At 35.4% G+C, this 23,555-nt stretch carries 21 protein-coding genes; 13 read left to right on the top strand and 8 right to left on the bottom strand.

Translation table 11 applies throughout. The features are described 5' to 3' along the window. Positions 1-118: 118 nt before the first annotated feature. The 3 genes from VB248_RS00615 to VB248_RS00605 all read right to left on the bottom strand — a co-directional run bounded on the left by VB248_RS00615 (position 119) and on the right by VB248_RS00605 (position 1,536). Positions 119-565 carry a hypothetical protein gene (locus VB248_RS00615; protein WP_323294790.1) on the bottom strand — a complete coding sequence of 149 codons (447 nt, stop codon included), beginning with the start codon at positions 563-565 and terminating at the stop codon, positions 119-121. Positions 566-639: 74 nt separating this feature from the next. Further along, positions 640-1,077, bottom strand: a complete 438-nt coding sequence (locus VB248_RS00610; protein ID WP_323294789.1) for a hypothetical protein — start codon at positions 1,075-1,077, stop codon at positions 640-642. Between the two features lie 24 nt (positions 1,078-1,101). After that, a complete protein-coding gene (locus tag VB248_RS00605; protein WP_323294788.1) occupies positions 1,102-1,536 on the bottom strand; it encodes a hypothetical protein in 435 nt (144 codons plus the stop codon). A 217-nt stretch (positions 1,537-1,753) separates the two neighbouring features. Between VB248_RS00605 and ileS the strand changes: the two genes are divergently transcribed. Further along, complete coding sequence (ileS, locus tag VB248_RS00600) at positions 1,754-5,152, top strand: isoleucine--tRNA ligase (protein WP_323294787.1); 3,399 nt, start codon at positions 1,754-1,756, stop codon at positions 5,150-5,152. Between the two features lie 309 nt (positions 5,153-5,461). Here the strand turns inward: ileS and VB248_RS00595 are convergent, their stop codons facing one another. After that, complete coding sequence (locus VB248_RS00595) at positions 5,462-6,655, bottom strand: hypothetical protein (RefSeq protein WP_323294786.1); 1,194 nt, start codon at positions 6,653-6,655, stop codon at positions 5,462-5,464. A gap of 210 nt (positions 6,656-6,865) precedes the next feature. Here VB248_RS00595 and VB248_RS00590 point away from each other — a divergent pair, with 210 nt between their 5' ends. From VB248_RS00590 to VB248_RS00560, 7 genes are all read left to right on the top strand, one after another. Beyond that, entirely contained in the window at positions 6,866-7,492 is a 627-nt protein-coding gene (locus VB248_RS00590) for an ABC transporter ATP-binding protein (protein WP_323294785.1), read from the top strand. Between the two features lie 3 nt (positions 7,493-7,495). Continuing rightward, positions 7,496-8,749, top strand: coding sequence for an ABC transporter permease (locus tag VB248_RS00585; protein ID WP_323294784.1), 1,254 nt, complete (start codon positions 7,496-7,498; stop codon positions 8,747-8,749). 382 nt (positions 8,750-9,131) lie between these two features. Further along, positions 9,132-9,599 carry a DUF3299 domain-containing protein gene (locus VB248_RS00580; protein ID WP_407652825.1) on the top strand — a complete coding sequence of 156 codons (468 nt, stop codon included), beginning with the start codon at positions 9,132-9,134 and terminating at the stop codon, positions 9,597-9,599. Positions 9,600-9,907: 308 nt separating this feature from the next. Continuing rightward, positions 9,908-10,090 carry a 50S ribosomal protein L33 gene (gene rpmG, locus VB248_RS00575; RefSeq protein WP_109742450.1) on the top strand — a complete coding sequence of 61 codons (183 nt, stop codon included), beginning with the start codon at positions 9,908-9,910 and terminating at the stop codon, positions 10,088-10,090. A gap of 119 nt (positions 10,091-10,209) precedes the next feature. Then, a complete protein-coding gene (locus VB248_RS00570) occupies positions 10,210-10,362 on the top strand; it encodes a DUF4295 domain-containing protein (protein WP_309924211.1) in 153 nt (50 codons plus the stop codon). A 203-nt stretch (positions 10,363-10,565) separates the two neighbouring features. Further along, entirely contained in the window at positions 10,566-11,540 is a 975-nt protein-coding gene (ftsY, locus tag VB248_RS00565; protein ID WP_323294783.1) for a signal recognition particle-docking protein FtsY, read from the top strand. Further along, on the top strand, positions 11,540-12,073 hold the full coding sequence (locus VB248_RS00560) for a carboxypeptidase regulatory-like domain-containing protein (protein ID WP_323294782.1): 534 nt from the start codon (positions 11,540-11,542) through the stop codon (positions 12,071-12,073). The genes ftsY and VB248_RS00560 overlap by 1 nt, the downstream gene beginning before the upstream one ends. A 55-nt stretch (positions 12,074-12,128) precedes the next feature. Here VB248_RS00560 and VB248_RS00555 read toward each other — a convergent pair whose 3' ends face one another. Then, the gene (locus VB248_RS00555; protein ID WP_323294781.1) at positions 12,129-13,802 is read right to left on the bottom strand and encodes a glutamine--tRNA ligase/YqeY domain fusion protein; all 1,674 of its coding nucleotides are present in this window, start codon (positions 13,800-13,802) and stop codon (positions 12,129-12,131) included. 327 nt (positions 13,803-14,129) lie between these two features. Here VB248_RS00555 and VB248_RS00550 point away from each other — a divergent pair, with 327 nt between their 5' ends. Further along, the gene (locus VB248_RS00550; protein WP_323294780.1) at positions 14,130-14,420 is read left to right on the top strand and encodes a TIGR03643 family protein; all 291 of its coding nucleotides are present in this window, start codon (positions 14,130-14,132) and stop codon (positions 14,418-14,420) included. Between the two features lie 289 nt (positions 14,421-14,709). Continuing rightward, a complete protein-coding gene (locus tag VB248_RS00545) occupies positions 14,710-15,177 on the top strand; it encodes an Lrp/AsnC family transcriptional regulator (RefSeq protein ID WP_323258707.1) in 468 nt (155 codons plus the stop codon). A 66-nt stretch (positions 15,178-15,243) separates the two neighbouring features. Here the strand turns inward: VB248_RS00545 and bshC are convergent, their stop codons facing one another. Next, positions 15,244-16,791, bottom strand: coding sequence for a bacillithiol biosynthesis cysteine-adding enzyme BshC (bshC, locus tag VB248_RS00540; RefSeq protein ID WP_323294779.1), 1,548 nt, complete (start codon positions 16,789-16,791; stop codon positions 15,244-15,246). Between the two features lie 159 nt (positions 16,792-16,950). Beyond that, positions 16,951-18,669: a hypothetical protein gene (locus VB248_RS00535; RefSeq protein WP_323294778.1), complete on the bottom strand. Its 1,719-nt coding sequence runs from the start codon at positions 18,667-18,669 to the stop codon at positions 16,951-16,953. Positions 18,670-19,024: 355 nt separating this feature from the next. Between VB248_RS00535 and panB the strand changes: the two genes are divergently transcribed. Beyond that, on the top strand, positions 19,025-19,840 hold the full coding sequence (gene panB, locus VB248_RS00530) for a 3-methyl-2-oxobutanoate hydroxymethyltransferase (protein WP_323294777.1): 816 nt from the start codon (positions 19,025-19,027) through the stop codon (positions 19,838-19,840). A 57-nt stretch (positions 19,841-19,897) separates the two neighbouring features. Beyond that, on the top strand, positions 19,898-20,623 hold the full coding sequence (locus VB248_RS00525) for an RluA family pseudouridine synthase (protein WP_323294776.1): 726 nt from the start codon (positions 19,898-19,900) through the stop codon (positions 20,621-20,623). On the opposite strand, the gene VB248_RS00520 is transcribed toward VB248_RS00525, so the two are convergent. Beyond that, positions 20,589-20,774 (bottom strand): hypothetical protein, encoded by a 186-nt coding sequence (locus VB248_RS00520; protein WP_323294775.1) that lies wholly within the window; start codon positions 20,772-20,774, stop codon positions 20,589-20,591. The genes VB248_RS00525 and VB248_RS00520 overlap by 35 nt on opposite strands. 417 nt (positions 20,775-21,191) lie before the next feature. On the opposite strand from VB248_RS00520, the gene VB248_RS00515 reads away from it, so the two are divergent. Further along, entirely contained in the window at positions 21,192-23,555 is a 2,364-nt protein-coding gene (locus tag VB248_RS00515; RefSeq protein ID WP_323294774.1) for a S9 family peptidase, read from the top strand.

Genomic DNA, 23,555 nt, shown 5'->3' with positions numbered 1-23,555 from the left:
TACAGAAAACAAGAAGGGATTGAGCAAAGGTGAAACCCGAGAGAGATTAAACAGACGTAAGTTGAACATAAGTATTAATTTCAGTTTTCATAAAATTATTACTTATGCTTATGTTTTTTTACTTGGTTCTAACAAACTTGCTATAACTTAGGCAATCTTCAATGACTAAAGTATCGCTTTGAAGCTGATGTACTTTCCAACCATCACAAGCAAGTGCGATGCACATTACATCAGGGCATGGCTTAAAGTCTGAAAAAGTAATTTTATTATCTTGATAACTATACTTGTTTCCGACCCAGCCGCAGCAGTCTGCTCCCGGTTTTCCATCACTTAAAAAATTGCCATCGGCTGTAAACTCAATAACAGGTAAGGCTACTAAAGTATTTATGGTTGTCCAAGTAGCTCCTTCTGCTTTACTTTTTTGAATATAAGTAGGCGACCATTTTCCGACTAATTCACTGGCTGATACTTTACTTGAATTTTCTTTGTTGGGTGTTACTTCGTCAACTGATTTGCAAGAACTTATCAACATAAGTATTGCTACGCTTAAAGATAGGATTTTCATGATTTTAAAGGTTAATTTTAATTTTCAGACTAAAGACGCAAAAGCATTTCAAAAGGTTGGAAAAACTTTTGAAATTATTTTACTCTTTTAAACTCATATTTTGATGTGCACTGTCTCAGTACCAAAGTATCATTATCGGTAAACGAAAAGTCCCAATCGTTACAAGGCACACATCTTAGGTTAGCACAATTGTTCTCAAATTCTGAAAAAATAAGTTCATTGCCCTTCGTTTTATATCTATCTCCTGCAAAACAGCAACTCGCTCCAGGATTTCCATCTCTTAAAAACCTTCCATCGCTCGTAAATTCCCAAATAGAAACGGGTACTGCCGCAAAAGTTTGGAGTACATACCAATTTCCCCAAGTATTATCTTCATTCTGTGATTGCATTCTTCCAGTAGCAGTCCATTTGCCAACCAAAGTAGTTTGTGTTGTTGGTTCTATATCTTCTTTTATATTACAAGATGCTAATATTAAAAGAAGAAAAATACAACGATAGAGACTTTTCATCATGTTCATATTTAATTAATTTGTCACTTATTTCATTCTGTAAAATTCTTTTCTGTTAGAACATTCTTCCAACACCAAAGTATCTTTATCACTGAGATTGAAAGTCCAATCAACACAGCTCTTACATAGTACATTGGCACAGGGTGGTGCAAATGTCCCAAAAGTAATATGCTGACCAGCCACCAAATACTTATTACCAGCAGAGCAACACGTTCCTCCATCCTTTCCATCTTTTAAAAATTTGCCATCGCTTGTAAACTCCCAAATAGAAACAGGTACAGCCGCAAAGGTTTCGAGTACGTACCAGTAACTCCAAGTACCATCAGCATTCTGCGATTGCATTCTTCCACTATCAACCCATTTTCCAACCAAACCTGTTGGATTTAGCTCTATATCTTCTTTTGTTTTACAAGAAAATATCCATAAAAAGAAGAAAGCTAAGATGACAAAAGGCTTTTTCATTCAAAAGATTGATTAAGGATAAACGCATTGAGAACAAACTCTTTGCAAAGACAATATTACCTTGAAATAGGTTGGAATCTTCTATTTTGTTTTCTTATAAATGTTTCCTTCCAAAAGCCAGTCATTTATTGTACTTTTGCAGGAATTTTCGCCACCTATCCATAAAACATCTCAACAGATAATTTTTAACAAGGAAATAAACGAATTGTAGTCCATAATGAATTTTAAAGAATATAAAAACCTCGACTACGGTCAGGTTGCAGACGAAATCCTTAAATTTTGGCAAGACGAAAAGATTTTTGAAAAATCTATCGAAACCCGTGAGGGCAATCCAACTTTTACTTTTTATGAAGGCCCACCTTCTGCCAATGGTACTCCTGGTATTCACCACGTGATGGCTCGTGCGATTAAGGATATTTTCTGTCGTTATCAAACTTTAAAAGGCAAGCAGGTAAAACGTAAAGGTGGTTGGGACACTCACGGCTTGCCCGTAGAATTACAAGTAGAAAAAGAATTAGGCATTACCAAAGACGATATTGGTAATCTGAAATCTCCAAAATATGTTTCGGTAGAAGAGTACAACAAGAAGTGTCGTGAAACTGTCATGAAATTCACTGACCAATGGAATGACTTGACCGAAAAAATGGGTTATTGGGTCGATTTGGATAATCCATACATTACTTATGAAAACGATTATATTGAATCGGTTTGGCATTTGTTGAAAACCCTTTACGAAAAAGGTTTACTTTATAAAGGCTACACCATTCAACCTTATTCGCCAGCGGCAGGAACTGGACTTTCTTCGCACGAATTGAATCAACCAGGTTGTTATCGTGAAGTAAAAGATACTTCGCTGACGGCTCAGTTTAAAGTAAAACTCACAGGTAAATCTGGATTTTTATTTGATGCTGCCAACAGCGATAATGTTTATATTTTAGCTTGGACGACTACTCCTTGGACTTTGCCAGCCAACTCAGCTTTGACCGTTGGAAAAAACATTGAGTACTCTTTGATTAAATCGTTCAATCCATATACTTATGAGCCTGTAAATGTAGTTTTGGCGAAAGATTTAGTTGGAAAATATTTCAACGAAAAAGGAAAAGATGGCGACTTCTCGAAGTACAACGACGGAGATAAAATCATTCCTTGGAAAGAAATATTCAGTTTCAAAGGCAATTTCTTGGAAGGCATCGAGTACGAACAATTAATGCCTTACGTTCAGCCAGAAAGCCCTGCTTTCCGTGTGATTATCGGTGATTTTGTTACGACCGAAGACGGTACTGGCGTAGTTCATACTTCACCAACTTTTGGTGCGGACGACTTTAGAGTAGCACAGCAAAATGGTATTCCTTCGATTTTTGTGAAAGATGAAAACGGAAAAGATGTACCAATCGTAAATCGTCAAGGTCGTTTTGTGGCTGAAATTACTGATTATGCAAACGAACCTGTAAAAGAAGCGTATTTATCAGAAGCAGAAAAAGAAGAACAACGCATCAAACAAGGAAGAGACAAGTATTTATCGGTTGACGAACGCATTGCGATTCAGTTAAAAACTGAAAACAAAGCCTTCAATGTGCAGAAGTTTGATCACCCTTATCCACACTGTTGGAGAACCGATAAACCAGTTTTGTATTATCCATTAGATTCTTGGTTTATCCGTACTACGGCAGTAAAAGATAAAATGATTGCCTTGAACAATACGATTAACTGGAAACCTGAATCAACAGGTACTGGTCGTTTTGGAAACTGGTTGGAAAACTTGGTTGACTGGAACTTGTCACGTTCAAGATATTGGGGAACTCCGTTACCAATTTGGCGTTCGGAAGATGGCGAAGAAGTATGCGTTGGTTCTTTGAAAGAATTAGAAAACGGTATCGCTCACGCTCTGAAAGACGATGTATTATCAGCAGAGCAACGTGCAGCCAACGAGAAATTCTTGGCTTTGTTGAAAGAAGGAAAAGAAGATTTACACCGTCCGTTTGTGGATGAAGTATATTTAATTTCAGCTTCGGGCAAAGTGATGACTCGTGAAACTGACTTAATCGACGTTTGGTTTGATTCTGGAGCAATGCCTTATGCACAATGGCACTATCCATTCGAGAACAAAGACATTTACGACAAAGCTTATCCAGCCGATTTTATCTCGGAAGGTGTTGACCAAACTCGTGGTTGGTTCTTTACTTTGCACGCTATTTCGGCAATGGTTTCTGATTCGGTTGCTTTCAAAAATGTAGTTTCAACAGGTTTGGTTTTAGACAAAAACGGAAACAAAATGTCTAAACGCTTAGGCAATGCCGTTGACCCATTTGAAACTTTGAAAAAATACGGAGCAGACCCAACTCGCTGGTACATGATTACCAACGCACAGCCTTGGGATAACCTTAAATTTGATTTAGCAGGTATTACCGAAGTACGTAACAAATTCTTTGGAACGCTTACGAATACGTATAATTTCTTTGCTTTATATGCCAATTTAGATGGCTACACGCCAACGGGCAAGCTCGACAAAACAATTGCGACAGAATTAGACCAATGGATTTTATCAAAATTACAAACCTTGATAAAAGAAGTGGACGAGTCATACAATACTTATGAGCCAACCAAAGCAGGACGTGCCATCCAAGAATTTGTGGGCGACCATCTTTCAAACTGGTATGTGCGTTTGGGCAGAAGACGTTTCTGGAAAGGCGAAGTAACAGCAGACAAACAATCGGCTTATGAAACTTTGGCTTACTGTTTGAAAACGATTGCTCAGTTGATGTCGCCAATTGCTCCTTTTTATGGCGATTGGTTGTACAAAAATCTAACAGATACAAGTACAGAAGGCGTTCAATCTGTTCACTTAACCAACTTCCCTAAAGCAGACGAAGCATGGATTAATACAGATTTAGAAACTTCAATGGATTTGGCACAAAGAATTTGTTCTTTGATTCACTCATTGAGAAAAACCAATCGTATTAAAGTACGTCAGCCATTATCGAAAATCTTGATTCCGATTTTGAGCGAACAAACTCGTGAACAAATTCGCCATGTGGACGAATTGATCAAGACAGAGGTAAACATCAAAGCCGTAGAATATTTAAACGATGCTTCTGGCGTATTGTCGAAAAAAGTAAAACCAAACTTTAAGGCATTAGGGCCAAAATTCGGAAAAGAAATGAAAGCTGTTGCCGCAGTAATTACTGCCATGACAGCCGACGATTTGAAAGCTTTGGAAGAAAATAAAACGATTGCTCTTGAGAATTTCACGATTGCTTTAGAAGACGTTGAAATCTTAACAGAAGATTTACCGGGCTACTTAACGGCATCGGATGCGGGTATTACGGTTGCTTTAGACATCAATATTACGCCAGAGTTGAAACAAGAAGGTATTGCTCGTGATTTCATCAACCGTATCCAGAACTTACGTAAAGATTCAGGTTTTGAAGTAACCGATAAAATCAGTATTCAATTATTAGATTCAGATGCAGAAGTAACCGCAGGCGTTGTAGCTTTCAAAGACTTTATCAGTCAAGAAGTACAAGCACTTTCATTGGAAGTAGTCAGCGAATTAGCCGACGGACAAGCAATAGAATTTGAAGAATTGACTTTAACCGTTAAAGTCTCTGTACTGTAACTCGGGTTTCCAACCCGAATCTAAAAAACCAAGGGAAGCTTTCAGATTTGAAGGCTTCCCTTGGTTTTTTAGATATAATTTCCTTCTAAAAGCCAGTACATCCCCTCTTTTAGCCTACCGATTGATTCTATTTTGCGGGAAATTGCGGTAATTAGCTCCGTCATCTTATCTTTTTTGCGGGAAACTGCGGTAAAAATAGAGCTTTGATAGGCTCAGAGCCTATCAAAGCTCTATTTTAGAAGCGTTTACCCTTCTAAAAACCGAACAAAACCGCAAAAAAGAACTAACAGTTTTACTAAATCAAAATAGTTATTTTTTAATCAGTGCGTACCCGAATGTCAATGAGACTTTTTGAATAGTTCCAGAAATAAAAGGATAAGGTTTAAGTCCTGCATCTGTGTTATTATAAGTGAGTTCAAGGTTCATTTTATTGAATATTGTACCTATCCCAACTTTAAAACCCATTGTATTACCCAAACCTTGATAGTATACATGTTGACTCTTTTCTGCTAATCTCATTTCTAATGATACTGCTGCGTTGAGATATACATCAACTTTTTTAGGTACATTTTTATATATCGAATATTGTGGGCCAATATAAGCTCCCAAATATGAAGTATTTGTTGGGATAACGTAACTACTAAATAACCTTACATCTTCTTCATAAAAATTATACAGTAAATCAGCTTTTATTCCAAACCTTCTTCTTTTTGAAGGTATTTCAAATAAACCTCCCAGACCAAAAGAACCAGACATTAAACCTGCCTTTTTGAATTCATCTGGAGAATTACCAATTGTATAACCAAAAGTACCAACTGCTGCTTGTATAAATAAAGTAGATTTAAACTTTTCTTTTTTTGAAACTTCAACAGGCTTGTTATCTCCAAAATAAATATTGTATTTTATTACCAAAGGAACTAAATCTGAATCTCGATACAAATATTTGAATACTTTCCCTGAGTAATTTGAGCAATCTTCGCACAAATCATATAATTGCTTGTTGTAAATATCAAGATGGACATTGTATGTTTTATAATCTATTGTCCTCAGAAAGCGATGGTCGATAAGTTCTTTTATTGGCTCATTTAATTTCTCAATAAAAAAGTGTTTTTTGTTATTTATATCTTGTAAAAAAAATAAACTCAACCTTCCTTTTACTAATTGTTTCAAAAATAAAGTAGTATCTACCACTACTCTATCATAACTTTCAATTAAACTCCCCAATTGATGCGGAGTAATATCTAAAGCAATTGCTTTTCGTACATAAGTCACTTCATTATTAATCACAAAACTCTGAATGTCCTTTAGTTCATACTTTACTTCTTGATTGTCTTTTTTAAATGTGATTTTCAAAGGAGAAGTAGCCCATTTTTGGTTGTCGATTTGCCCTCTGACAGTATCGCCAGTATTATTGACAACATAACCTGACATAAATTCTTTTTGTGCCTTGATGGAGAAATACGATAGAACTGTAATCAGTACAGTAAATAAAAGTTTTTTCATGGAAAGATTATAAGAAAAGATTGACAAATAGTGCAATTATTAAATTGTGTAATTTATTCACCAAAGCTATATGGCAAACCTTACAAAAACAATTCTTCCAAGATACTTCGACAGTTTTTCCATTAAATTCCCATAGCCTAAATATTAAACTATTCTTCAAACTTCCCTCAGTATCATCGTATTGGTTATCTTTGTAAAAACATCAACAGCATGATAGCCACCCAAAACTTAACTTTCTCTTATTCGTCTGAAAAGAACTTTTCTTTTCCAGATTTTTCCTGTGCCGACCGTGAAACAATGCTTATTTTGGGTAAATCAGGAAGAGGTAAAACTACTTTTTTACATTTAATGGCTCTTTTATTGAAACCTACGGGCGGTAAAATCCAGATTAATAACCAAGAAATTAGCGATTTTTCGGTAAGTACTGCTGCTGATTTCAGAGCAAAAAATGTAGGAATTATCTATCAGAAACCTCATTTTGTTCATTCCTTGTCGGTCATGGAGAATTTACTCTTGGCAAATTATTTAGCTGGAAAATCTCAAGCAAAAGACCTTGCTAAACATTTGGCAGAAAGCTTGGGCTTTGCCGAACATTTGCATAAAAAAACCACGCAATTATCACAAGGCGAACAGCAAAGAGTAAGTATCGCCAGAGCCTTGATGAACAAACCTTCTGTGATTTTGGCAGACGAACCTACTTCAAGTTTGGACGATGACAATTGCTTGAAAGTAGTGGATTTATTGAAAAAACAAATTGAAGAAATTGGAGCAAGCTTGGTAGTAGTTACACACGACCAACGCCTAAAAGATGTGGTGGAAAAACGTATAAATTTATAGCAAATGAACTTACTAAAAATATCTTGGAGTAACCTTAAAGACAAGCCACTTACCAGTTTTTTAAGTATTTTATTGATGGCTTTGGGTATCGCCATTATTTCGTTGTTACTCTTGGCTGGTAAACAGTTAGAAGAAAAATTCACCAGAAATGTAGCAGGCATCGACATGGTTGTTGGGGCAAAAGGCAGTCCGCTACAATTGATTTTAGCCAGTATTTACCAAATTGACGCTCCAACGGGAAATATTTCTTTGGAAGAAGCCAGCCGTCTTACTCGTAATCCTTTAGTAAAATCCGCCATTCCATTATCTATGGGCGACAGCTACCAAGGTTATAGAATTGTGGGAACAAACGAAAAGTACCTACAACATTTTGAAGCTGAATATGAAGCAGGAAAAGTATTTTCTGGAGCGATGGAAATGGTTGTAGGCTCAAAAGTTGCCAAAAATTTGGAATTAAAAGTTGGTGATACTTTTGCTTCGCAACATGGCTACGATAAAGAAGGGGACGTTCACGAAGAAAAGAAATTTAAAGTAGTTGGTATCTTAAAAAATACCAATTCGGTACTTGACCAGTTGATGGTGACACCACTCGAAAGCGTTTGGGCAGTACACGATTCCCACCACGAAGAAGAAGCTGGCAAAGGAGCAAATGCTTTGAAACTTTTAGAAGAAGATACAAGCACAGACGAAGAGCATCATCACGAAGAAGAAGCCAAAGAAATTACTTCCATGTTGATAAAATTCAGAAATCCAGCGATGGGAATGATGATGGCAAGAAGTATCAATCAAAATACTACTTTACAAACGGCTTCGCCTGCTATCGAAATTAATCGTTTGTTTGCTTTAATGGGTTTTGGTATTGATACTTTAAAAATTATTGCTTTGGTCATCATCATCGTTTCGGGTTTGAGTGTCTTTGTTTCACTGTACAATTCACTCAAAGAGCGAAAATATGAGATGGCTCTGATGCTTTCGATGGGGGCAAGTAGAACCAAATTATTCTTTCTTTTACTCTTAGAAGGCTTGATAATCAGCACGATTGGTTATGTTTTTGGCGTGGCATTAAGTAGGCTTGGACTTTGGCTGATGTCGAAAAATGTAGAACAAAATTTTCATTACGACTTCAACGTTTTATCTTTGTTGACAGAAGAATTTTGGTTATTCCTCGGAGCATTATTCATTGGTTTATTGGCAGCAGCCATTCCATCTTTGGGTATTTATAAAATTGATATTTCAAGAACTTTAGCGGATGAGTAGCTTTTTAGCTATGAGCTTTGAGCTATCAGCTGTGAGCTTTGAGCTTCAGTTTTTTAGCTCAAAGCTCACAATAAAATCAGTAAAAAACTAAATAAACCCTAAGCTCTAAGTAATCAAAATTTTAACTCAAAGCTCATAACTCATAGCTTATGGCTTATGGCTCATTGCTCAAGGCTAACAACAAATCAGTAAAAAACTAAATAAACCCTAAGCTTTAAGTAATCAAAATTTTAACTCAAAGCTCAAGGCTAACAAAAAATCAACAAAAAACCAAATAAACCCTAAGCTTTAAGTAATCAAAATTTTAACTCAAAGCTCAAGGCTCATAACTTATGGCTCATTGCTCACAGCTCATTGCTCACAGCTAACAAATCAACTAAAAATGAAAATAAAATCATTACTCGTATTCGGTGTTTTATTCTTGGCTTTATCGGCTGCAACACCCATGAAAAAGCCAGTGGCTTTACCTGCGGAAAAACTTACTTGGGATATTCTGAAAGATGTAGTTTTCAAGAAAAAATGGTATCCGCAAGAATCTATTTTTATGCTTTATCCTACTTTTGGCCCTGCCGTAAAGAAATTAGAGAATAAAGAAGTAATCATCAAAGGCTATGTAATTCCTGTGGATGCCGCTACGAATATGTATGTACTTTCGGCATTTCCATACAGCCAATGCTTTTTCTGTGGCGGTGCTGGGCCCGAGTCTGTGATGTCTTTAAAGCCTAAAAAAGGAGCGTCGCACAAGTACAAAACAGATGAAATGCACACTTTTAAAGGTAAGTTAAAATTAAATGCTGACGACATTTATGAGATGAATTACATTTTAGAAGAAGCAGATTTAGAAGAGTAATTCTCCAATAACTTCATTTTATTCATTTGAAAACAAGTATTACAAAGGCTAAAATGAGTTTGAGACATTAGATAATATTTACATTTTATTGAAAAAAACGGCTTATAAATGCCTTATTTTGAATAATTTCAATAATAATGAAAGATTTCTAAAAAACTTTTGAAAACATATTTGTCTAAAACTCAAACATTTACTACCTTTGCAGTCCTGTTTCAAAGACACATCTTCGTTTTTCAGTTTGATTGGGTTGTAATTTACTGATAATCAATAGAAAACGATTTTTTATAACCAATTAAGCAAACAAAGCAATGGCTAAGAAAGGCAATAGAATCCAAGTGATTTTGGAATGTACTGAGCAAAAAACTTCAGGCGTTCCAGGGATGTCTCGTTACATCACTAAGAAAAACCGTAAAAACACGACAGCTCGTTTAGAGTTAAAGAAATACAATCCTTTCTTGAAGAAAGTGACTGTTCATAAAGAAATTAAGTAATTCATTTAGTTGTCAACGACAAGTTATCAGTTCTGTGTTATCGTAATTTTTGGTTTATCCATTAATTAATTTTAATCAGTCGATAACTCAAAACCGATAACAATAACTTATACAAAGAAATGGCAAAGAAAGTAGTTGCAACCCTTAAAAAAGAAGGTGGCGTAAAATACGCAAAAATCGTTAAAGCAGTGAAAAACCCTGCTACTGGTGCTTACACATTCAAAGAAGAAATCGTTCTTCAAGATGAAGTAGCAGCTGCGTTGAAAGGTTAATTCTTTCGACTTTAAAGAAAGTCCCCTATCTAAATTTAGTTAGGGGACTTTTTTTGTTATATATTTGATAAATGTATTTGTTGGTAAAATATTAGTTTAAAGAGGAATATTTGGCTAATTTCATTATTATTTGATTTCGCACATTTATTTTTATCACTAATTACGAAGCAACAATTATCATTATTGATAACTAATACGTAAAAATGGGCTTATTTGATTTTTTTAAGAAAAAGGAAACTTTAAATACTGAAGAAAAAGAAACACTTGATAAAGGATTAGAAAAAACCAAAGAAGGGCTTTTTTCTAAACTTAGCAGAGCGGTTATTGGCAAATCGAAAGTAGATGAAGAAGTACTTGATGAACTGGAGGAAATCCTTATTTCTTCAGATGTTGGTGTTGATACTACACTTAAAATTATTCGTAGAATTGAAGAACGTGTTGCCAGAGATAAATTTGTTACTACAAATGAATTAGATGGCATTTTAAGAGAGGAAATCGCCGAGCTTCTCGCTCAAAATAAGTCGCAAGATGTCTCTGATGCTTTCAAGTCTAACGTCAAACCTTATGTAATTATGGTTGTTGGCGTAAATGGTGTTGGTAAAACTACCACTATTGGTAAACTTGCTTCTCAGTTTCATAAAGCTGGCAATAAAGTAATTTTGGGGGCTGGTGATACTTTTAGAGCTGCGGCTGTTGACCAGCTCAAACTTTGGGGTAATAGAGTGGGCGTTACCGTTATTGACCACGGAATGAATAGCGACCCTGCTTCTGTGGCTTATGATACTGTAAAACAAGCCGTAGAGCAAAATGCCGACGTAGTAATCATTGATACGGCTGGTCGTTTGCACAACAAAGTAAACTTGATGAATGAGCTTTCAAAAATCAAGCGAGTAATGCAGAAGTTTTTGCCTGATGCCCCACACGAAATCCTCTTGGTGTTGGATGGTTCAACAGGACAAAATGCTTTTATTCAGGCTCAAGAATTTACTAAAACTACCGATGTTACGGCATTGGCTATTACAAAATTAGACGGAACAGCAAAAGGTGGAGTTGTCATTGGGATTTCAGACCAATTCAAAATTCCAGTAAAATATATCGGCGTTGGAGAAAAAATTGAAGATTTACAAGTTTTTAATAAGAAGGAATTTGTTGATTCATTATTCAAAAAAAATAAGTAATGATTAAAGCCAAAATCTTGCTCTTACTTGGATGTTTTTTAATGGTAGCTTCTTTCGGACAAAAATCTAAAAAAAAGATAAAACGAAAGAGTAGCCTTCCTTTGGCTACACAAAAACTCAGTTCAGAACCAACTCCCATTATTAATTCAAAATCTGTGCAGCAAGGTATTTGTGGAACAATTTTTTGGAAATCGGGCAATATGATGCCTTCGCCAGACAAACCAAGCCCAAAAGGTAGGCCTGTTCAAAGAGAATTAGTCATTTACGACCTTACCAATACAGCCGAAACTACTCGTGAAAATGGATTTTACCAAAGTATCGCTACAAAATACATTACCAGTGTAATGTCTGATGAAGAAGGGAAGTTTTGTGTTAATTTAGAAGAAGGACGTTACTCTTTGTTCGTCAAAGAAGGGAATAAAGGATTGTATGCAAATTCTTATGATGGCGATGGCAATATTTTCCCCATCAAAGTATCCAAAGATAAAGTAACGATTGTTGTCTTTACGATTGACTATCAGGCTTCATATTAAATAGAGCATTTAAGAATAGCTTTTCTATCCTCAAATGCTCTATTCTTTTTAATACTTATTTTCTCTGCTCTTTGCCCCAAGTATCTTTCAAGCCAACGGTACGATTGAATACCAAATTTTCTTCAGTACTATCAGTATCTAAACAGAAATAACCTTTTCTGATAAATTGATAATTTGTTCCAATCTTAGCTGTTTTCAAACTTGGTTCGAGATATACTTGTGGAAGTACAATCAAAGAATCTGGATTGAGGAACTTCTTGAAGTCGTCACCTACTTGCGAAGCATCTTCCAAAATCAACAACCTGTCGTACAAACGTACTTCTGCTGTACAAGCGTGCTGAATAGAAACCCAATGAATTGTACCTTTTACATGAATGCCAGAAGTATCCGAACCTGAACGACTTTCAGGAATATAGCTACAATGTAATTCGGTAATATTACCAAATTCATCTTTTACAAAACTATCACATTTAATAATGTAAGCTCCTTTCAAACGAACCATCAAGCCTGGGCCTAAACGGAAGAATTTTTTCATTGGTACTTCCATAAAATCCTCACGTTCGATATAGATTTCACGACTAAAAGGAACGATACGATTGCCTGATTCTAAATCTTCTGGATTATTTTCTACCTGTAATTCTTCTACTTGTCCTTCTGGATAATTAGTAATTACTACTTTCAGAGGGTCGAGTACAGCCATTACACGAGTAGCTTTTTTATTCAAATCTTCTCTAACGCAGTAATCCAAAACGCCAACATCAATCAAATTGTCACGTTTTGCTACTCCAATTCTATCACAAAAATTACGAATAGATTCAGGAGTAAAACCACGACGACGTAAAGCCGAAATCGTAGGCATACGTGGGTCGTCCCAGCCAGAAACTACTTTTTCATTTACTAATTGTAATAATTTTCGTTTACTCATTACAGTATGAGTAAGGTTCAAGCGAGCAAATTCGTATTGATGAGAAGGATAAATTCCTAATTTTTCAATAAACCACTCATACAAAGGTCTGTGAACGTCAAACTCCAAAGTACAGATTGAATGGGTAATTTCCTCAATCGAATCCGACTGACCATGTGCAAAATCGTACATCGGATAAATACACCAAGCATCGCCAGTACGGTGATGCGGAGCGTGCTTGATACGGTACATCAGAGGGTCTCGCATGTGCATATTCGGATGAGCCATATCAATTTTTGCTCTCAATACTTTTGCTCCATCCTCAAACTCGCCAGCTCTCATTCTTGCGAACAAATCAAGATTTTCCTCAATCGTTCTATAACGATAAGGGCTGTCTTCACCCGGAAAATTCGGATTTCCCTTCTGCGAGGCAATTTGTTCAGCCGTTTGGTCATCTACGTATGCCAAACCCTTTTTAATTAACTCTACGGCAAACTGGTATAATTTCTCGAAGTAATTTGATGCGTACAACTCCTCACCTGCCCATTCAAAACCCAACCAACGAACGTCCGCCTTAATAGAATCAACATACTCTGTTTCTTCTTTTTCTGGGTTTGTATCATCAAAACGTAAATTAGTTTTGCCGCCATACTTAGCAGCCAAACCAAAATTCAAACATATTGATTTAGCATGACCAATATGTAAATACCCATTCGGTTCTGGAGGGAAACGTGTTAAAATACGTCCTCCGTGTTTACCCGCTTGTAAATCTTCTTCTACAATTTGTTCAAGGAAATTAAGTGATTTTTTTTCTTCTTCTGCCATACTTCTAAATCGTTATCAAGTTGTAGGTTATTACTCAGGAACATTTATCATGCTAATTAACAAAATTGAGATAACACTATCTTACGAATTTACGGATTTTTTAGGGAAAGGACTTCTTCGAGAGGACGGTTTTATCTTGATTTTGCTGCTTAAACAGCAAAAAATATCATACATTCTGGAATTGTTCTTAAAACGAAGTACTTAGAATCCTGAAAAAACTATTCTTCTGAAACAATAAAATGAGCTTCGAGTATCAAACAATCATTAAGTACTTCGGGTTATGGCATAAGTCAATCTTATGAATGGCTCTGAAATATTGATTATTAAATGGAAAAAGTAAAAACATTTACAGCAGAAGACATCGACAGAATCATCGAAATGGCTTGGGAAGACCGAACTCCATTCGATGCTATTTTTTTTCAATTTGGCATAAAAGAGCAAGAAGTAATTGAACTCATGCGAAGAGAAATGAAGGCTTCGTCTTGGCGTTTATGGCGAGCAAGAGTACAAGGACGAAGTACCAAACACGAAGCCAAAAGTGCAGTAGATGGAAGTCGTTTTAAGTGTTCTTTGCAAAGAAAAATCACCTTGAACAAAATTTCAAAGCGTAGAGCATAATTAGTACCAAATAATATTCTGTTAAGATTTTTAATCTTGGCATTACAAATTTTGTTTTATCAAAATTAACTTAACATATTCTACTGATTTTACCGTTTAATAAAAATATTATTCTAAAATTTAGCTTTTTTGTAGAATTTTTTACAAAATCTACTGAAAAGCTATTAGATTTGCATTGTATTTCCTTTCATAGAAACAATCACTCAATTTAACAATCATGTAATATTGAAAAACCATTGAATTTATCAATGGTGTTTTTCGTTTTCATCAATTCTAAACTCTTTAAGAAATGAGTATTAAATTAGATCAAATTGACCATAAAGTTTTAGAAATTTTGCAACAGAATGCAAAAATTACTAATGCTCAATTATCAAAAGAAATAGGGCTATCACCTGCTCCAACACTTGAACGTGTAAAAAAATTAGAAACTGCTGGTATTATTGAAAGCTACCATGCCCAACTCAACCGTGAAAAGGTAGGTTTGGGTGTTACTACTTTTGTAACAGTAACATTAATCGGACACAAGAAACAGGTTACAGAGTCATTTGTTGCTCAAATCAATCAAATTCCAGAAGTTATCGAATGCCACCACGTAACGGGTTCAGGAGATTTCCTTCTTAAAATTATTGCCAAAGATATTGCGTCATATCAAAAATTAATGTTAGAAAAAATCAATGAAATTGAAGAAGTAGCAGGAACACAAACCATGGTGATTCTTTCTACTTTTAAAGAAAGTAAAGTATTACCTATTCCTTGATTTTCGGTTACCTCTTCCTAAAAGACCTTCAACAAAAAAGTCGAACTTGTAAGTTCGACTTTTTATTTATTCCTCAATCAGTACGTAAAACTTAAAATTCAGCGGGTCGAATACTTCTGAAATTTGGATGAGAAACTCAGGATTGTTCAAAAAGAAATTCAGGAAATTCTCAGACCTCTCTTGCGGAGTGCCATTCGGGAAAAGTTTCTGTTTCACGCCCAGCAATTGATTTACTTCTGTTTCATGATTTCTCTCCTCAGCTTTTTTTATTCTCTTTTCTAAGTTTTCAACTGCGTTTAATAGCTTTTGCTGCTCACCTTTTACTGCACCTTCCAGTGTTTTATCAATCTTTACTGCTTTAGCTAAAATCTCCTCAAAAATTTGAACAAACTCATTACTTTGTTCTGATAAACTTAAACTATTCTCTGAGTGTTTTTCTACGAAGCTTTTCTTTAAACTTACTTCATCTAAAAATAAGTCAGCAACAGATAAGTCCAATTTTTCCATTCTTTTAGCTGTCGCTTTATTCACAACCAAAGCAAAATTCCGAGGCATAAGAATCGGAAAAGCTACTTGATGAAAATCAAAAATAGCCTTTAATTGCAACCAATAAGGTACTTCCGAAGGCCCACCAATATAGGCTAAATTTGGAAGTATTACTTCTTCATACACAGGGCGTAATACTACATTGGGGCTAAACTTTTCGGGTTCATTTGCCAATAAATCCAATATTTCTTCCTGAGTATATTCCAGTGTGGTATTGAGTACTTTATAAGTATTCCCTTCCCGAACAATACGTTCACGTAATCCGTCGGTTAAATAAAAGAAGTTGATTTCACGGGGAGAGATTTGGGTTTTGTAGCCTAAATTTTCAAGCTCTTTTGTTGTACTTGAAACCAAATCAAAAGCAGAGTGTTGTAATAAATCGTTCTTAATAACAGGTGTAAATATTTTTTTCAATGCACGATTATCAGCATCAATACAAATGAGTCCTTGCTGACCAAACAATTCATTGGCGTAACATCGAGCTGCATTTGCCAAAGTTTCGTTATTCAAGTAAGCATCTTTAAAAACCGCAGGACATTCAGACATTTCAAGAATCAAGCTCTCCAATTCCTTTGGATTCATCCTTCCAACAGCACCAGCTTGTGATGTTTCCCAAGCTAATTTTTTCCCAAATAGCGAAAAATGATTGATTTCAGCAAAATCATGGTCTTCAGTTGCCATCCAATACACTGGCACAAAGTTGTAAGCAGGAAAGGCTTCTTTTAATGCTTTTGCTAAATTAATTACAGTTATTAATTTATAAACCACATACAAAGGCCCAGTGAAGATATTCAATTGATGCCCAGTTGTTACGGTAAATGTATTTTCGTCTAAAAGAATATCAATATTGGGTTTATGAGCAAGTGAAGCATATTGTTCTTTTAAAACCTCTACTAATATTTGTCTTTTTTCTACATCAAATCTTTTAGCGTTCAATTGCTCTTTGAATCCTTGAATATCTGGATAATTTAAGTAAAAATCGCTTGTTTTAGGGGATTTACTGATGAAGTCTAAGAAAAGAGGCGAAAATTGATGTACGCTCTCTAAAGGGAGTTGATGTATTTGCATTATTGCTTTATACTTTTGAAAAATTAATGCCCAAACCGTGTTGATTGAGTTACAAGTTTAACGTAGAACTTTTAAAGTTTGTTCTTTTGAGAATTAAAATTCAATAAAAAAGCTCTTCAATCAATGATTGAAGAGCTTTTTTATTCTTATTAAGAATGATTATTTCTTATTTGGAAGAATACGAATATCATCTGGATGTTTAGGGTCAATATAGAATTTATATTTAGCCACAGTACCAGTTGGTTTACAATCACCTGGGTTCAAGCGTTGTACTTCATATTCATAGATTGAAGGATTCTTAGGTAGCGGAAGGTCTGCTGGCCATTTCACCTTCGGATCAGTTGTTACGTTTTCGTAGTTTACATAATCGTTTGCAGGTTTTGCTTTTCTACGAGGTACTAATTTCTTAGGCTGAGCAACAGCTACTGGTTTCACTGCTTTACGACGAGCTTTAGTAGCTTTTTTCGCTGGAGCAGATTTTCCTCCGAATACTTTAAACATGTACTGGTCTTCAACTGGTCTTGTTGCTCCGAATACAGCTGGTGCTGGTTTAGCTTTGTAACCAAAACTTGCAGAAGATGCTTCAGAGAAATGCTTGTTCTGAACTACTGATTGTACTGTATAATAGTAGAAGCTACATTCATCACCATTAGATAAAACAACGTTGTTAGGTAAAGTCAAGCTGTTGTTTTTAGTAGTTTGCTGATAAATTGGTGTTTGAGTACCATCAGCTTTGTACAATTTGAATAAATACTCTTCTTGCTCTGGATTTGGTGAATTACTTTTCCACTTGAATGCAGGTACTTCCGTAGATTTATAATCAAACATTTTTCCATTTACTCCTAACAAAGTTGGAGCATAAGCTACAACTGGTGCAGGTGGTGGAGGTAACAATGTATAAACTGTTTTGCTCTTCTCTTCACCGAACACGTGTGATAACGAAAGACCAATATTATAGCCACCATGTGTTGCTACGTCTTCTTTTGTCAAGGTTTTTGTCGAACCTGGCATTAAGTCTTGTCCAGTCGTTGTGAAAGGTGTTTTTGTAATAAATCCTTGAACGTTAGCACCTAAAGCCCATCTTGGAGACAATTTATATAATAAATCTAAACCAACAAGACCTCCTAACTTATTTTTAGACGCTGAAGAGTTCATTCTAAAAATTAACTCTTGAGCACCAAAGTTTCCATCTTGAAGATAACCGCCAAATCTTGGAGCAGAAGTATTAATTAAACCTCCACGTAAATCAAGGTCGATTTCAAGCTTTTTACCAATTGGCAATGCAAAAGAAGGACCAACGAAGATATAGAAATCTTCCATACTCGAAACTTTATCGTAAAGTAACTTTGAGTTTGCTGGAATTCTTCCTGTTGATAACAAACTATTGAAGTTTTTGTAAATCAAACCATCTGGACCACTGTAATCATCTCCAACTTTAAAGTTTTGATAACCACCTGTAAGTCCTAATCCAAATCCTCCCCAAAAGTGAGTCACAGAAAGTGAATTATAAACGCCAGGTTTCAAAAACATTGTTACATCTTTGCCATTATCATCATTACCTACTGGTACAGAAATACCAACTCTATCAGTAACTTTCCAATATCTTTTTGCGTGGGTTGCCTTTAATACGTTAGCATTTTTATAAAATGCCGAATCCAGATAATATCCATCGGCAACAGTTTTTACTACCTGTCCGTTTGAATAAGTTGTAGTTACAATTCCGTTGTCTGTAACTGTACTAACAATTGTAGGTTTAGTACTTGACGTAGAGCCTTGCCCTATCGACAAATGGCTTAGTGCTAAACAAGTCAATAACCCCAATCCTATTTGGGCTGACTTATTTGGCAATAGACTTTTTTTTGAAAAAAGCTGCTTCATAACTTGTTTGATTTAAGTATAAATGACTGGGACTAAAATAGATTTAATTACAACTGTATAAATTTTCTATGGTAAAAATACTGATTTTAGTCGAACTAATCGCTAAAATTACAGTGAAAAAGCCATATTTTCTAAAAAAAAATCAATCTATTGATTTGAAACCTATTTTACAGACTAATAAATCTTAAATTTGTACACAATTTTAAAATCGGTGGTGTCGAATTAACTCAGGGATGACTCAAAAAAAATAAAACTTCCTAACAATCAAATAGTTACCCTTTGTTAATTTGTTTTAAAATTTATTACAAGTATTTATCGTCTATTAATGACTCATCATTGCTAATCAATAAAAACCATGCCAGCAAATAACGAAATCAAGAGAATTACTACACATATCTTACAAGAAATGAAAAATAGAGGTGAGAAAATCTCTTGCCTTACGGCTTACGACTACTCTATGGCAAGAATCGTTGATGCCGCAGGAATTGATTTAATCCTTGTTGGCGATTCGGCCTCTAATGTAATGGCTGGGCATGAAACAACTCTTCCTATTACGCTCGACCAAATGATTTACCATGCCAATTCTGTGGTTAAGGCTGTTAAAAGAGCTTTAGTGGTGGTTGATATTCCTTTTGGTTCTTATCAAGGAAATTCTTCTGAAGCTTTACGTTCGGCTATTAGAATTATGAAAGAGTCGGGAGGTCATGCTGTAAAAATGGAAGGTGGTTCAGAAATCAAAGAATCTATTCTAAGAGTTTTAAGTGCTGGTATTCCTGTAATGGGACACTTAGGACTTACTCCTCAGTCGATTTATAAATTTGGTACTTATAACGTTAGAGCAAAAGAAGAAATTGAAGCTCAAAAACTAATTGAAGATGCTAAAATGTTGGATGAAATTGGTGCTTTTGGCGTTGTTTTAGAAAAAATCCCGTCAGCACTTACCAAAAAAGTATCTGAAAGTATCTCAATTCCTACTGTGGGTATTGGGGCTGGACCAGATGCAGATGGGCAAATTTTAGTTATTCATGATATGCTCGGAATCAATAAAGATTTTAAACCACGATTCTTGAGAAGATACGCAGACTTAGATGGTATTATGAATGATGCTATTTCACAGTATATTAAAGATGTGAAATCGGTTGATTTCCCTAATGAAAAAGAAAGCTATTAAAATAGCACAATTAAATGTATTCGTGGTTTATACTAAAACCCGAAAAATAATAAAACAATGAAAGATTTTCACGTAGTTTATGAAGACAATCATCTCATTATTGTCAACAAAAGAGCTGGTATATTAGTACAAGGCGACTCTACGGGTGATAGAACACTCACAGACGCTGTAAAAGAATATATTAAAAAACAATACAACAAACCGGGTGATGTTTTCTTGCATCCTGTTCATCGTCTTGATAGACCAGTAAGTGGTTTAGTAATTTTTGCCCGTACTTCCAAGGGTTTAGAAAGAATGATGGAATTGTTTAGAAAGAGAGATATTCAGAAAACGTATTGGGCGATTGTCAGACGCAAACCTAAAGAAGCAAAAGGCAAGTTAGTACATTGGATTGTAAAAGACGAAGCTAAAAATGTGGTTACGGCACACGAGGTTGAAGTGAAAGGTTCGCAAAAAGCTGAATTAAACTATAAACTCTTGGGCGAAATCAATAAACATTTTTTGATTGAAGTTGAACCCATCACTGGTAGACCACACCAAATTAGAGTTCAACTTGCTTCAATGGGCTGCCCAATTCGTGGTGATATAAAATATGGCTTTGACCGCCCCAACGGAGATGCAAGTATTAATTTACACGCCAGAAGAGTTTATTTTATTCATCCAATCAAAAAAGAACCTATTATTTGCAAAGCTGCTGTTCCAGCTAATGCTTTTTGGGAGGAGTTCTTGGAACTTGACCCTGACGATTTTAAGCAAAAGAATCTGGATTATCTTCATGAATAAGCGGATGCGAAACATCGTTCATGATTTGTTCAAAAAGGTCTTGAACAGCGTGTTTTACTCCTTGAAGAATCCCTGAAATGATACTTAGTGGTAAAATCAATGGCAAAAAAACAAGCCATTGTAAAATCATAAATTGATTGTATTTTTTCATGTCTTTTGAGTGGTTAAGCAAATAGTGGTTACAATTATACTTAAATATTTCTTATTGTAAAAGTAACAATTTTTCTAATTATAGTAACATTTCATTTTAAGAAATTGTTACTTTTTTTAGCGTATTTTTTGAAATTATTTTTTTGAAAAATTATCAAGATAAAATCCACTCATTCCCTGAGTGGATTTTTTTATTCATTTAAGAGATTTATTTAAAGATATACTTTACTCTTTTCGTCAAAAATTATATAAAATCACTTATTACTTCAATCGGCTCAAAGCTAAATTTCACTACCGAAAAATCAGTATTTTTCTATCAAAGGAAATACTCCTCAGTTTTGAGTACATTCAATTTATATTCGCTGTTTTTAAAAGTTGATAAAACTGCCTAAATTACAGTTTAAAAAAAATCATCAGCATGAAAAAAATCATTGTTTTAATTCTTCTAAATTGTTTTTGCTTAACACTTTCTGCTCAACAACTTAATATTGAGCATATCATGCAAGACCCAAAATTTACTATTGGGGCTTTGCCTTCTTCTATTTTTTGGTCGGAAGACAGTAAAATGGTTTACTTCAACTGGAATCCTTATCGAAATAAGGCAGATTCTTTGTACGGTGCTTCTATTACCGAAAAGAAACCTTTTAAAATTTTACCTCAAGCACGTAGAGCCATCCCTCCTGCCAATGGTGTTTATAGCAGAGATTTTTCTAAAAAATTACTTACAAAAAATGGCGATTTGTACATTTTAGATTGTAAGACAATGGCATTACGCCAAATCACGAATACTGGTGAAGTAGAGAGTAATCCGCATTTTAATGGAAAAGAAAATAAAGTAATATACAGCAAGGGAAGTAATTTATACAGTTTTAACCTTGAAAGTGGCGAGACGGTACAATTGACCGATTTTTTGACTGGTACAAAAAAAGTGGAGGCGAAACTAAGTGAACAAGAAAAATGGTTGAAAAAAGACCAGCTTAGTCTTTTTGAAGTACTCAAAGAACGTGCAGATAAGAAAAAACAAGAGGCGATTATTGAAAAAGCAGACCTTCCGAAAAGAGCCAAAGAAATTTATATTGAAGATAAAAGAGTAGAAATCCCTCGCTTGAGTCCTGATGAGAATTATGTTACTTATCGCTTATCGAAGCCTGCTGTGGGTACTAAAAATACAATTGTGCCAAGCTACGTAACCGAATCTGGCTTTACAGAAGATATTCCGGGACGAACAAAAGTGGGTGCAGCAGCAAATTCTTATGAGTTTTGGGTATATGACATCAAAAAAGATACAACTTTGCAGGTTTCTACGAAAGAAATCGAAGGTATTTTTGAGCAACCTGCGTACTTGAAAGACTATCTTAAAAAAGATACTACCAAAAACAAAAAAGTAGAAGCTCGTAAAGTAATTTTCAATGACCCATTATGGTCGAGTGATGGAAAGTACTGCGTGGTAGTAGTGAGAAGCCAAGATAATAAAGACCGTTGGATTTTGAAATTAGATGTAGCTACCCGACAGCTACAAACCCTCGACCGCCAAAGAGATGAAGCTTGGATTGGTGGGCCGGGCATTGGCTTTAATTTTAGCTCAGGAAATATCGGCTTTTTAGCAGATAACCAAACACTTTATTATCAGTCAGAGGCAGACGGTTACTCTCATATTTATACCGTAAATATTGCCACAGGTGCAAAAAAACAATTGACCAAAGGCAATTTTGAAATCCAAACACTACAATTATCCAGAGATAAACAGCATTTTTACTTTACTTCTAATGAATCGCATCCGGGTGAACAAAATTTTTATAAGATGTCTATCGAAGGAGGTGAAAGAGTACGTTTAACTAAAATGTCGGGAGCAAACCAAGTAGTGTTGTCGCCAGATGAAAGTAAATTAGCCTATTTGAATTCGTATTCCAATCGTCCATGGGAAGTATATATTCAAGAAAATGCCATTAATGCTGCTCCAGCACAAATCACTAAATCACAAAGTCAGCAATTTAAAGAGTACAATTGGCGAGAACCCGAAATCATTACTTTCCCAACCAAAGATGGCTCTGATGTATATGCCCGTTTGTATGAAGCGAAAGGAGAAAAAGGGAAAAAACCAGCCGTAATTTTTGTACATGGTGCTGGATATTTACAGAATGCCCACAAATGGTGGAGTCAGTATTATCGTGAATATATGTTTCACAATATGCTGGTGGATAATGGCTATACAGTTTTGGATATTGACTATCGTGGTTCGGCAGGTTATGGTAGAGATTGGCGTACAGGCATTTACAGATTTATGGGCGGAAAAGATTTGTCAGACCACGTAGATGGTGTAAGATGGCTGATTGAAAACCAAGGCATCGACCCTAAACGAGTTGGTATTTATGGCGGTTCTTATGGCGGTTTTATTACCTTGATGGCCATGTTTACCAAACCAAAAATGTTTGCTGCTGGTGCTGCTCTAAGACCCGTAACGGATTGGGCGGCTTATAATCATCCTTATACGGCCAATATTTTGAATGAACCTCAAACGGATTCACTTGCTTACCGCAAAAGTTCACCCATCTATTATGCCGATGGTTTGGAAGGAAACCTGTTGATTTGTCATGGCATGATAGATGTAAATGTACACTACCAAGACGTCGTTCGCCTTACTCAGCGTTTGATTGAACTCAAAAAAGAAAACTGGGAATTAGCCTCATATCCGATGGAAGACCACGGTTTTGTAGAACCAACTTCGTGGATGGACGAGTACAAGAGAATCTTTAAGCTTTTTGAAAAAACACTCAAAAAGTGA

The sequence above is a fragment of the Arcicella rigui genome (assembly GCF_034929435.1).
Classification (GTDB): Bacteria; Bacteroidota; Bacteroidia; order Cytophagales; family Spirosomataceae; genus Arcicella; species Arcicella rigui.
The sequence above is the reverse complement of the archived record's forward strand: the minus strand, read 5'-3'. Positions and strand labels throughout refer to the sequence as shown.